General features: G+C 64.2%; 12 protein-coding genes. 5 read left to right on the top strand and 7 right to left on the bottom strand.

Translation table 11 applies throughout. The features are described 5' to 3' along the window. Window positions 1–9: 9 nt before the first annotated feature. On the bottom strand, window positions 10–588 hold the full coding sequence (locus FFS37_RS32505; RefSeq protein WP_137935019.1) for a TetR/AcrR family transcriptional regulator: 579 nt from the start codon (window positions 586–588) through the stop codon (window positions 10–12). A 95-nt stretch (window positions 589–683) separates the two neighbouring features. On the opposite strand from FFS37_RS32505, the gene FFS37_RS32510 reads away from it, so the two are divergent. After that, window positions 684–1,592: an SDR family oxidoreductase gene (locus tag FFS37_RS32510; protein ID WP_137935020.1), complete on the top strand. Its 909-nt coding sequence runs from the start codon at window positions 684–686 to the stop codon at window positions 1,590–1,592. Between the two features lie 12 nt (window positions 1,593–1,604). Here FFS37_RS32510 and FFS37_RS32515 read toward each other — a convergent pair whose 3' ends face one another. Further along, the gene (locus tag FFS37_RS32515; protein WP_137935021.1) at window positions 1,605–1,952 is read right to left on the bottom strand and encodes a GFA family protein; all 348 of its coding nucleotides are present in this window, start codon (window positions 1,950–1,952) and stop codon (window positions 1,605–1,607) included. Window positions 1,953–2,068: 116 nt separating this feature from the next. Between FFS37_RS32515 and FFS37_RS32520 the strand changes: the two genes are divergently transcribed. Continuing rightward, window positions 2,069–3,364, top strand: a complete 1,296-nt coding sequence (locus FFS37_RS32520) for an amidase (RefSeq protein ID WP_137935022.1) — start codon at window positions 2,069–2,071, stop codon at window positions 3,362–3,364. A gap of 31 nt (window positions 3,365–3,395) precedes the next feature. On the opposite strand, the gene FFS37_RS32525 is transcribed toward FFS37_RS32520, so the two are convergent. Genes FFS37_RS32525 through FFS37_RS32545 form a run of 5 tightly spaced genes read right to left on the bottom strand, consistent with a single transcriptional unit; the run spans window position 3,396 to window position 7,666 of the window. Beyond that, window positions 3,396–3,791: a hypothetical protein gene (locus FFS37_RS32525; protein WP_137935023.1), complete on the bottom strand. Its 396-nt coding sequence runs from the start codon at window positions 3,789–3,791 to the stop codon at window positions 3,396–3,398. A gap of 42 nt (window positions 3,792–3,833) precedes the next feature. Continuing rightward, complete coding sequence (locus FFS37_RS32530; RefSeq protein ID WP_137935024.1) at window positions 3,834–4,826, bottom strand: hydroxyacid dehydrogenase; 993 nt, start codon at window positions 4,824–4,826, stop codon at window positions 3,834–3,836. A gap of 2 nt (window positions 4,827–4,828) precedes the next feature. Beyond that, on the bottom strand, window positions 4,829–5,548 hold the full coding sequence (locus FFS37_RS32535; RefSeq protein WP_137935025.1) for a FadR/GntR family transcriptional regulator: 720 nt from the start codon (window positions 5,546–5,548) through the stop codon (window positions 4,829–4,831). 2 nt (window positions 5,549–5,550) lie between these two features. Further along, on the bottom strand, window positions 5,551–6,720 hold the full coding sequence (locus FFS37_RS32540) for a mandelate racemase/muconate lactonizing enzyme family protein (protein ID WP_137935026.1): 1,170 nt from the start codon (window positions 6,718–6,720) through the stop codon (window positions 5,551–5,553). A 58-nt stretch (window positions 6,721–6,778) separates the two neighbouring features. Then, the gene (locus tag FFS37_RS32545) at window positions 6,779–7,666 is read right to left on the bottom strand and encodes a sugar phosphate isomerase/epimerase family protein (RefSeq protein WP_137935027.1); all 888 of its coding nucleotides are present in this window, start codon (window positions 7,664–7,666) and stop codon (window positions 6,779–6,781) included. A 401-nt stretch (window positions 7,667–8,067) separates the two neighbouring features. On the opposite strand from FFS37_RS32545, the gene FFS37_RS32550 reads away from it, so the two are divergent. The 3 genes from FFS37_RS32550 to FFS37_RS32560 all read left to right on the top strand — a co-directional run bounded on the left by FFS37_RS32550 (window position 8,068) and on the right by FFS37_RS32560 (window position 11,529). Continuing rightward, window positions 8,068–9,123: a sugar phosphate isomerase/epimerase family protein gene (locus FFS37_RS32550; protein ID WP_137935028.1), complete on the top strand. Its 1,056-nt coding sequence runs from the start codon at window positions 8,068–8,070 to the stop codon at window positions 9,121–9,123. Window positions 9,124–9,274: 151 nt separating this feature from the next. Beyond that, window positions 9,275–10,462 (top strand): Gfo/Idh/MocA family protein, encoded by a 1,188-nt coding sequence (locus FFS37_RS32555; RefSeq protein ID WP_137935029.1) that lies wholly within the window; start codon window positions 9,275–9,277, stop codon window positions 10,460–10,462. 215 nt (window positions 10,463–10,677) lie between these two features. Next, complete coding sequence (locus FFS37_RS32560) at window positions 10,678–11,529, top strand: sugar phosphate isomerase/epimerase family protein (RefSeq protein WP_137935030.1); 852 nt, start codon at window positions 10,678–10,680, stop codon at window positions 11,527–11,529. The last annotated feature ends 222 nt before the right edge of the window (window positions 11,530–11,751 follow it).

Here is an 11,751-nt window from a genome sequence, read left to right on the forward strand (position 1 = left end):
CGGCAACCATCATGGTTTTTGGGTCGCCGTCGTTGTGATCGCGGCAACGAAGCGGTTGAGGCTGTCCCCGACATAGGCCGCGACTTCGATCGCCGGGTCGAAGCTCCACCACAAGAGCGATCCCTGCCAGTGCGATGCCATCAGCAGGCCGATGTCGCGCGGCTGGCCCGGTATCGATGCGAAACAGGCAGCCAGCGCATCGCATAGCGATGTCTTCCAGGCCGCACCACGCGCCCTGAGCAGGGGATCACGCAGATCTTCGCGCAAGACAAGGAGGCCTTCGGCATAGGATTCGATGCCGCCGTAGCCTTGCGACAGCCCCACCAGCAGTTCGATCGCGCCGGCCGGGGTCTTGGGCACACGGGCCGCGAGGTCCCTGGTGTTCCGGTCGAGGCCATCCCAGGCATGCAGCAAGGTGCGCTGTTTGAGCTGTGCTTTGTTCCCGAAGCGCTGCACCAGCGTCGCACCGGAGAGGCCGCAGGCCTTTGCCAGGCGTTCGAAGGTCAGCGCCTCCGGGCCATGCTCATGGATCAGTCTCAGCGCTGCTTCCAGCACCTGCTCGTCGGGTTGCGTCTTGGGTCTAGTCATCTTGACACCTCTTTATAACCGAATAATCATTTATATATGATGAGCGCCGTGTGAGCCAGCCTGGTTCGATCGGTCGGAGCATTTCGGAGAGTTTCATGACATTGCAAGGAAAAGTCGCGCTGGTCGCCGGCGGAACGCGAGGCGCGGGCAGGGGCATCGCCGTCGAGCTCGGTGCTGCGGGGGCAACGGTCTACGTCACGGGGCGCACCACGCGCGCCCAGCAATCCGAATATGCCCGCCCTGAAACCATCGAAGAAACGGCTGAAATGGTCACCGCCAGTGGCGGGGCCGGGATCGCCGTGCAAGTCGACCACCTCGTCTCCGATGAGGTGCGCGAGTTGATTGCGCGAATCCGCGCCGAGCAGGGCCGGCTCGACATTCTGGTCAACGATATCTGGGGCGGCGAGAAGTTGTTCGAGTGGGACAAGCCGGTCTGGGACCACAATCTGGAAAACGGCCTGCGCCTGCTGCGACTGGCCATCGACACGCATCTCATCACCGCGCACCACGCGCTGCCGCTGATGATCGAACGGCCCGGCGGCCTGCTGGTCGAGATCACCGACGGCACCGCCGAATACAATGCGGAGCACTATCGCCTGTCGCCCTTCTACGATCTCGCCAAGGTCGCGGTGAACCGAATGGCCTGGGCGCATGCCAGGGATCTCGCCAGACACGGCGCCACATCGGTCTCTATGACGCCCGGCTGGATGCGTTCTGAAATCATGCTGGAGGTCTATGGCGTGCGCGAGGACAACTGGCGCGAGGCAACCGCGCAAGTGCCGCATTTCGTCATTTCCGAGACCCCGCGTTTCATCGGGCGGGCTGTCGCGGCGCTGGCCGCGGACCCCGATCGGGCGCGCTGGAACGGCCAGTCGCTGTCCAGCGGAGGGCTGGCGCAGATCTACGGCTTCACCGATCTCGACGGATCGCGGCCGGATGCCTGGCGCTACGTCCCGGAAGTCCAGGATGCAGGCAAACCGGCCGATGCGACGGGCTATCGGTAGAGCAAAGCTGCTTCAGGCCGAGCGCCCATCGAAGTCGAAGACCGACAAGGTGGACGGGTCGACACCGTCGAGGCAGTTGACGTTGATGTAGGCGCTACGCTCCAGGCCCTCGCCGACATCCTCCGCGAAAGGGTGGATGCCGCAGGTGCGGCAGAAACGATGCGCGATTTTTCCCGCGCCAAATGTATAGCGGCCAAGGTCATCGCCCCAGGCAACGAGGGTCATGCTGTCATGCGGCACGGCCCACAGCAGCGCCCCCTTGCGGGCGCAGATCGAACAATTGCAGCGCACCACGCCGCCCAGTTCGCCCTGGACCTCGAACGCAACCTTGCCGCAGTGGCAACTGCCTTTGTACAGCATCAGCATCTTCCCTTCGCTGGCAGGTGCAAAGGCACGCTTGCCGGGTTATCCCTTCGGCAAGCCACTCGGCTGCTTGCTTTTGAAGACGTTCCATCCTGGCGGAGTCCGACATCGACATGCAATCAATCCGCGACCGTCTCGAGATCATCCTGTCACGTCTTGCCAATCGCGCGGGCGACGAGAAGGTCTACACGAAGCTCTATGGCGATGCCGCGCGCGCTGCGGCCGACGCCAGCGATGCCCGCGGCCGTGCCGGCGTGACGCTCGGCCCGCTCGACGGGATCATCGTCTCGATCAAGGACCTGTTCGACGTCGCCGGCGAGGCGACTGCCGCGGGATCGCTGATGCGCAAGACCGCAGCGCCGGCTCCGCGCGATGCCGCTATCGTCGGCCGGCTGCGCCAGGCCGGAGCGGTCATCATCGGCAAGACCAACATGACCGAATTCGCCTTCACCGCGATCGGTGACAACATGCATTGCGGCACGCCGGGTAACGCTGCGGATGCCAGCCGCATTCCCGGCGGCTCATCGTCCGGCGCCGGCGTTTGCGTTGGCGAGGGCACCAGCGACATTTCGATCGGCTCCGACACGGGCGGATCGATCCGCATTCCGGCCGCGCTCAATGGCGTCGTCGGCTTCAAGCCGACCGCTCGGCGGGTGCCGCTCTCCGGCGCCTTTCCGCTTTCGGGAACGCTGGACTCCGTCGGGCCGCTTGCGCGGACTGTCGCGCATTGTGCCGCGGCCGACGCCGTCATGGCCGGCGAACAACCAGGCGAACTGGCGCCGCTGCCGCTCTCCGGGCTTCGTTTCGGCGTCCCGCGCGGCGTTCTTTTCACGCAGACGGAAAGTGAGGTCAGCGCCGCTTTCGAGCAATGCCTCGGAAAGATAGGCAAGGCCGGAGCGGGAATCTCGGAGGTCTCGATCGATGACCTGATCACGGAACTTCGCGCGGCGACCAAGCGGGGCTCGATCGCCGCCATGGAAGGCGCCGAAGTGCATGCCGACTGGCTGGCGACAGGTGCTTCGGTGCCGGTCGATCCGCATGTGAGCGGACCTCTGTCGAGGGCGGCGCTGCTGCCGGCGCCGGTCTATATTAGGGCGCTGCGCCGCCGCGCCGCACTGGCCGCGGCGATGGATGAGCGGCTGGCATCGTTCGACGTACTGGTCCTGCCAACCACGCCGGTGAGGGCTCCGACAATCACGTCCCTGGCCGAAGATGAGGAGTTGCGCGACCGTGTGGAAGGCCTGCTGTTGCGCAACACGCAGGTGGCCAACCAGTTCGATCTCTGCGCGATATCGCTGCCGATGCCCGGCATGACGTTGCCGGCCGGCTTGATGCTGGTGGCGCGCAATGGCCATGACCGGCGCCTATTGCGAATTGCCGCCGCGGTTGAAGCCTTGCTCGGATATTGATCCGGGCACAACGTGACTGCGTATCTTGAGATCATGGCCTGTAGGCCGAGCAGTGCTTGCGTTCGCTGTCTTTGGCCGTGCGCACGATGCCGGTGGCGACCAGCCATGGCAGGCTGTAATCCTTCCCGGTGATGGTCTGCGCGCGGCGCTCGATCGATCCCCTGACGACGATCTTGCCGGCATAAAGCGCGTCGGACGCTTCGGTCATGGCCTTGTCCTTCTGCGGCAATCCGCTGGTGTCGATCGACACGCCCTTGACGATCTTGCCCGTGGCAAGGTCGAGCGCGCTGTTCGACGGGCAGGGCGCCTTGAAGCAGCGCAGCCCATTGTCGCAATAGACATAGCTGCTCTGTGCCGCCGCGCGGGCCGGCAAAGCGCAGGTCAACGAGGCGGCGACAACCGTGAGTGCAAGGCGAAGGCCGGACATGGCCGCAGCGTCGCGAAGAAATGGGGCAAAAACACGGGTGCGCTACAGTTCGGACGGGAACCGCCGGCGATAGTGGTCGACGACTTCCGGATTGCGCAAATTGACCGGCAGTTTGCCCGCCAGCACCAGCAGGGCTTCGCCGGCCGCGCCAACGCCCATGCGCATCATCGATTCCTCGGTAATGCCGGCCATGTGCGGGGTGATGATGACATTGTCGAAGCCGAAATAGGGATGGTTTGGCGGCAGCGGCTGCGTTGTAAACACGTCGAGCGCGGCGCCGCCTATGCGGCGCTCCCGCAAGGCGTCGATCAGCGCATCGTCGTCCACCACCGGGCCGCGCGACACGTTGATCAACAGGGCGTTGGGTTTCATGCGGGCAATACGCTCGCGGCTGATCAGGCCGCGCGTCTCCGGCGTCAGCGGGCAGCACAGCACGATGATGTCGCTCTGTTCCACCAGCGCATCTATCGACAGGAAGCCGACCTTCTCCGGCGCGGGCTGCATGCTGCGGGTGGTGGCGACCACCTTCAAGTCGAAACCATGCGCGGCGATATGGCCGACGGCCTGCCCGACCGCACCGAGGCCGACAATGCCGATGGTCTTGCCGGCGAGTTCGATGTTGGCGTTGGCATGCTCGCGCCCGGCAAGCCAGCCTTTCGCGCGCAGGTCGCGGTCGACCCTGCGGAACTGGCGCAGCAAAGCGAGTGCCGTGAACATCACATGCTCGGCGACGGAACGCGCATTGACCGCCGGGACGTTGGCCACCAGAACACCTGCCGTGGCCGCCGCCTCCATCGGGATCATGTCGAGCCCGGCGCCATGGCGGATCGCCGCCCTCAGCTTCCAGGCTCCTTCGAACAAGGCCGGCGGCAGCGGCGCGCGCACGATGACGATGTCGGCGTCCTTTGCCTCCCTGGTCAAGGTCGCGGCGTCGAGCGCTGAAGCGATCACGAGTTGACCGGCGCCGGCGAGCCTCGCCGAAGCGCGCGGGTGCAGCGGGTGGGTCGACAGGATCTTGGGCGCGGTCTGAGCCACGGTCAGGCCTTTTCGAGTGCCGGGCCGGCGGGCGCAATCGCCTTGCCGCCCTCGATAAGGCCCTTCCAGTAACTCTCCGCACCCTGCAGGTGGGCGTTCATCAGCGCCTGGGCGAGATTGCCGTCGCGGCGCAGCAGCGCCTCGTAGATCTGCACATGCTCGGCATGCGAGCGCACGCTGCGCTCCGGATCGTTGAAATAGATCGGCAGGCGCTGCTCGCCCATCAGATAGTAGACGCTGCAGATGTTGTGGAAGACGCCGTTCTTGGTCGCCCGCACGATCTCCAGGTGAAACTCGCGGTCTTCCTTGGCGAGGCCTTCGCCGGCAGCGATGCGCTCTTCGGAGGCTTTCAGGATTTCGCGCAACCGTTCGAAATTCTCCTCGGTTGCGCGGGAACAGGCAAGTTCCGCAGCCTTGATCTCGTGGATCTTGCGCAACTCGACCGTCTCGTAGATCTGCAGGGGATCGAGCGGCAGGCCGGCGCGCGCGAACAGCGCCAGCGCCTCGACGCTGGCCTGCTTGGTGTCGATGTAGATGCCGGACTTGGCGCGCCGTTCGACGATGCGCATCGCTTCGAGGATTGCCAGCGCCTCGCGGATCTGGCCGCGGCTGACGCCGAAATGTTCCGCCAGCTCCCGTTCGGAGGGCGTGCGGCCGCTCTCCTTGTCCGAATGCGAGAACAGATAGGCGGCAAGCTCCGCGAGAAGGTTCTTTTCTTTCATCGTCAATTGCGTTGCGCGTGCGCCTCCAGAAACCGCTCCGAAACGGTGATTCCCAGACCCGGTCTTTCCGGGATCGCTATCATACCGTCCTTTGCTTCGACAGTCTCTTCGATCAAATCGTGGATCATCGGGTTGGCGCCGAGCGAATATTCGACGGTGAAACTCGATGGCGAGGCGGCGCAGACATGCAAGCCGGCGAAGAAACAGGGCGCGCCGGCCCATAGATGCGGCGCGAAACGCAGATTGAAGGCGCTGGCGAGAGTGCCGATCTTCACCGCTTCGCTGATGCCACCGCAAAAGGCGGGATCCGGCTGGAAGATGTCGGCGGCCTTGAGCACCGCGAGGTCGCGGAAGGCGTAGCGCGTCGCCTCGCTTTCGCCGGTGGCGATCGGGATGGCGCCCGAGGCGCGCACTTCAGCCATGCCCGGCTTGTCGTCGGCGATGACAGGCTCCTCGAACCAGGCGAGATCCAGGTCGCCGACGAGATGGATGAAGCGTTTGGCTTCCGCCACCGTATAGGTGCCATGCGCGTCGACCATCAATTCGACGTCGGGGCCAAGCGCCTGGCGCGCGGCGCGCACGCGGGCGGCCGAGATGTGCGGGGCGCCATCCATGGCGCCGACCCGCATCTTCAGCGCCTTGAAGCCACCCTTGGCTATATAGGATTTCAACTGTTCGCCGATCGCATCGGCGGCGGCCCAGCCTCCCGAAGCGTAGGCCTGCATACGGTCGACCTTGCGGCCGCCGAGCAGCCGCCACACCGGCTGGCCCAGCGACTTGCCCAGTATATCCCAGAGCGCGATGTCGACGGCGCTGATGGCGGCAATGCTCATGCCGCGCCGGGCCAGTTGCGGCATGGCGTGACCGGCGCGCGCGGCACTGTCGTGGCGGACGCCGTTGTAGAGCATCTCCCAGATGATGCCGATATCGGCCGGGTCGCGGCCGATCAGTTGCGGTCCGACCTCGTGGTTCAGCATATGGACGAGCGCACCGTAGCTGCCGGCGCTGCCGGCGGCGTTCTTGCCTTCGCCCCAGCCGACCAACCCGTCATCGGTTTCGATGCGCAGGATGGCGGCGTCAAAGGTCGTCACCTGCCCGAAGTCGCTGCGGTGCTGCTTCGCGGCTTCGATCGGAATGCGGACCCACCAGGCCTGGACAGTCTTGATGCGCATATTCTTCCCCGGCCCCGCCGCCGGTCAGGGCGGAAGGGCAAACTCCAACAAACCTGGACTACTTGATCAGCGGCAGCAGCGTTTCGGCGGTGATGCGCATCTGGTCGGTGTAGAATTTCTCGGTCAGCACGCTCGAACCGTGGTCCTGGATGAACTTCAGCTGTTCGGGCGAGATGTCGACCGGGTGACGTTCGACCATTTCGGGGTAGGGAGCCGCGGGCGTGCGGTCGACCGGAGCGACGAACTCGTTGGTCAACGCGCCGTCATAGCCCACTTCCTTCAAGGTGGCGACGATCGCAGGCCAATCGATCTGGCCGAGGCCGGCGGCGAAGCGGTTATTGTCGGCGACATGGAAGTCGAACAGGCGCTTGCCGACCTGGCGGATCGCGTCATGGACGTTAAATTCCTCCATGTGGATGTGGTAGGCGTCAAGGCAGACGCCGCATTCGGGACTGACCGCGTCGGCCAGCGCCAGCGCCTGGGCGCCGCGATTGAACAGATATGTCTCGAAGCGGTTGAGCGGTTCGACGGCGATCTTGACGCCGACCTTCTTGGCATGGGTGAAGCACTCGCGGGTGGCGTCGACGACCCAACCCCATTCCTCGGCCTCGGTGCCGTCCGGCACGACCTTGCCGACAGTCGCGGGAACCAGCGTGATGATCTCGCCGTCGAGTTCGCTGACCATGGTCAGGACGTCCTTGACGTATTGCACGGAGCGCTCGCGCTGGCCCTGGTCCCTGGCGGCGAGATTGCGTTCACCCAGCATCAAGGTCACCGCGCCCCAGCAGCGGATGCCATGCTCCTTCAGGAGGGCCCGTGTTTCCTTGGTCTTGTACTGCTCGGGCTCGCCGGAGATCTCGATCGACTCATAGCCGAATTTCTTGATGCGCTTGAGCGTCGTCTCCAGCGGTTCCGCGCGCATCCAGTTGTGCGTCGAAAGATGCATGGTCTGTCCTTCCCAAATCCGTCCGTATGGTTTGCCTGCGACTTGCGTCGCCAAAAGCCGGCGCAAGGGTTCCTCCCCAAGGCATCCCCAGGCTTTTTCTGCAAACTGGTTCGACCAATTGGGCCTAAAATGACCTCTACAGCAAATTCTACGTGACGGCAAGAAGTCCGACAACGCAACTTTCCGTATAGATTATTTGATTGATTATATTGGGATATATTTGCCGAAGGCGCGAGTCTGAGAGGTCGTTTGACGCTGCTGTAAGGCTTGACCAGGCGCCCATATTTGGTCATACCAGAATAGCGCGGCTTTCGAGCGGCCGTTGAGAAAAGACCAAAGTGGCTGGCCCCGCTTCCAATCGGCGCTATGCTCAGCCGCGAGAGCAATGAGGGAGGATGCCGATGCCGACGACAATGAAGGGCCCTGGACTGTTTCTGGCGCAGTTCGCGGGCGACGCCGCGCCATTCAACTCGCTGGCATCGATCACCAAATGGGCCGCCGGTCTCGGCTACAAGGGCGTGCAGATCCCGACATGGGACGGGCGGCTCTTCGATCTCAAGAAGGCTGCCTCCTCCAAGGCCTATTGCGACGAGGTGAAGGGCATCTGCGCCGATGCCGGGGTCGAGATCACCGAACTGTCGACGCATCTGCAGGGGCAATTGGTGGCGGTGCATCCGGCCTATGACGCGCAGATGGATGGCTTCGCGCCGGCATCGGTGCACAACAACCCGAAGGCGCGGCAGAAATGGGCGGTCGAGCAGATGAAGTTCGGCGCCAAGGCATCGCGCAATCTCGGGCTCGACGTCTCGGTGTCGTTCAGCGGCTCGCTGGCCTTTCCTTACCTCTATCCCTTCCCGCAGCGGCCGGCCGGATTGATCGAGGAGGCCTTCGGCGAGCTCGCGAAGCGCTGGAAGCCGATCCTCGACGTTTACGAGGATAATGGCGTCGATATCGGCTACGAAATCCATCCTTCGGAGGATGTGTTCGACGGCGCGACCTTCGAGATGTTCCTCGATGCGGTCGGTGGCCACAAGCGCTGCAACATCAACTACGACCCGTCGCACTTCCTGCTGCAGCAACTCGACTATCTCGAATTCATCGATATCTATCACGAGCGCATCAAGGCCTTCCACGTCAAGGACGCCGAATTCAACCCGACCGGCCGGCAAGGCGTTTATTCGGGTTACCAGAGCTGGACCAACCGCGCGGGCCGCTTCCGGTCGCTCGGCGACGGACAGGTGGATTTTGGCGGCATCTTCTCCAAATTGGCGCAGTACGACTACGATTCCTGGGCCGTGCTGGAATGGGAATGCTGCCTTAAGCATCCGGAAGACGGAGCGGCCGAAGGCGCGCCCTTCATCCAGCATCACATCATCCGGGTGACGGAGAAGGCATTCGACGACTTCGCCGCCGGCACCACCGACAAGAAGCTGTTGCGCGCGATGATGGGAATTTGAGACGTTCCCCTCCCGCTTGAGGGAGGGTGGTCCGAAGGGCTGGGTGGGGTCGGTTGAATGCCGAACTCCACGTCTGGCGAGCCCACCCGATCCGCTGTGCGGATCGACCTCCCCTCAAGCGGGAGGGGAACCAACGAGGAGAAGGGAAAAAATGGTCGGCGCATCGAAGTCGGAAACGGGAGGCGGCCCGATCCGCTACGGTATGGTAGGCGGCGGGCAGGGCGCCTTCATCGGCGGGGTGCACCGTATCGCGGCACGCATGGACAACGACTTCGTGCTGGTCGCCGGCGCCCTGTCGTCCGACCCGGATCGGGCCAGGGCTTCGGCCGCCGAACTCGGGCTCGACCCCGACCGCAGCTACGCCTCCTATGCCGAGATGGCCAAGGCCGAGGCGAAACGCCCCGACGGTATCGAGGCCGTGGCCATCGTCACGCCCAACAATGTGCACGTACCTGCGGCCAAGGCGTTCCTCGAGGCCGGAATTCACGTCATCTGCGACAAGCCGCTGGCGACCACGCTGGCCGAGGCGAAGAAGCTCGCGGCCGTGGTGGAGAAGACCGGCAAGGTGTTCGTGCTCACCCACAATTACACCGCCTATCCGATGGTGCGGCAGGCGCGCGAAATGGTGGCCAAGGGCATGCTCGGGAACATCCGTATCGTGCAGTCCGAGTATCCGCAGGACTGGCTGACCGAGGATCTCGCCGCCACCGGCCAGAAGCAGGCATCGTGGCGCGGCGACCCGAAGCAGGCCGGCGCGGGCGGCGCGCTCGGCGATATCGGCACGCATGCCTACAACCTCGCCCGCTTCGTCTCGGGACTGGAACTGGATGCCCTGTCGGCCGACCTCGATGCCTTCGTGCCGGGAAGGCTGCTGGACGACAACGTCAACGTCATGCTGCGCTTCAAGCCCGTCGGCAAGACGCATCCGGCCAAGGGCATGATCTGGGCGAGCCAGGTGGCGCCGGGCCACGAGAACGGCCTGAAACTGCGCATCTACGGTTCGAAGGGCGGCCTGGAATGGGTGCAGGCCGATCCGAACTACCTCTGGTTCACACCGTTCGGCCAACCCAAGCAGTTGATCACCCGCAACGGCGCCGGCGCGTTGCCGGTGGCGGGCCGCGTCAGCCGCGTGCCGTCGGGCCATCCCGAGGGCTATCTCGAAGGCTTTGCCAACATCTACCAGGAGGCCGCGCGCGCCATCCGCGCGGCGCGCCGCAAGGGCGGCAAGCCGGCCAGGGATGTCGTCTTCCCGACCATTGAGGATGGTGTCGAGGGCATGGCTTTCATCGAAGCCTGCGTGAAGTCGTCGAAGAAGAACGGGGCGTGGACCAAGCTTTAGAGGCGGGGATAGCGACGACCCTGGATTGCCCACGAAATTGCGAAGCGCAGTTGGGGGCAATCCGACCTCTCTCTCTGAGAGAGGAGTGCCGGCGCCGACGCTAAGTCTTTTCTCCTCCGAGGGGAGGAGGTGGCCGCGACGCGGCCGGATGAGGGGGAGTTTGCGCGGAGCTGGCGGGAACGGCCAGCACGCGGCATCAAAGGGGGAGGGCGTCGATGAAAATCGGCATGTGCATGTTCTTATGGACGACCAGCGTCTCGAAAAAGCACGAACCGTTGCTGCGCGACATCAAGGCCACCGGCTTCGACGGCGTCGAGATACCGATCTTCGCGGGCACGCCCGACGACTACAAAAGCCTGGGCGAACTGCTCGACCGCATCGGCCTGGAGCGAACGGCCGTCTCGGCCATGGGCGACCCGGCGATGAACCTGATCTCGGCCGATGCGGCAACGCGCAAGGCCGGTATCGATTACATGAAGTGGGCGATCGATTGCGCTGATGCACTTGGCGCCAGAACGCTCAGCGGCCCCCTGCATTCGACGCTCGGTGCTTTTTCGGGTTCCGGGCCGACCTCCGCCGAGAAGAAACGCTCGATCGCCTCGCAACGCGCCATCGGCGACCATGCCGGCAAGAGGAATGTCGCCATCGGGCTCGAGGCGCTGAACCGCTTCGAATGCTATCTCCTCAACACGATGGCCGACCTGTCGGAACATATAGACGCCATCGACCGGCCGCACATCAAGGCGATGTACGACACGTTCCATGCCAATATCGAGGAAGCCGATCCGATCGGCGCCTACACCCAACATCGCGGCAATGTCGTGCACATCCACATATCGGAGAACGATCGGGGCGTGCCGGGGCGCGGCAACATTCCGTGGAAGGAGACCTTCGCGGCGATCCGCAAGAGCGGCTACGATGACTGGCTGACGATCGAGGCTTTCGGGCGCTCGCTCAAGGATCTGGCCGCGGCGACCAAGGTGTGGCGTGATTTCTCCGAGACGCCGGAGGCGGTCTATCGCGAGGGGTACAAGCATATTCAAAGCGGGTGGAAGAAGGCCGCCTAGGCGCCGCGAGCCTTGGCGCGGTGCGAGACGATGTTTGCGCCTGGTCCATTTTCTGCTTGCGTTCGCGGCGGTTGCGAGGTGGTTCCCCCAATCCGTCGCTGCTTCGCAGCGCCACCTTTCCCCCCTCCGGAGGGAAAGGAAGGGAGCTTTCCTGGACAAGCATCGAGTTCAAAGCCAGGTGCCTTTCCTCTCCCCCGTCGATCGGGGGAGAGGAAAGGCACC

The sequence above is a fragment of the Mesorhizobium comanense genome (genome assembly GCF_005503535.1).
Taxonomy (GTDB): Bacteria; Pseudomonadota; Alphaproteobacteria; order Rhizobiales; family Rhizobiaceae; genus Mesorhizobium; species Mesorhizobium comanense.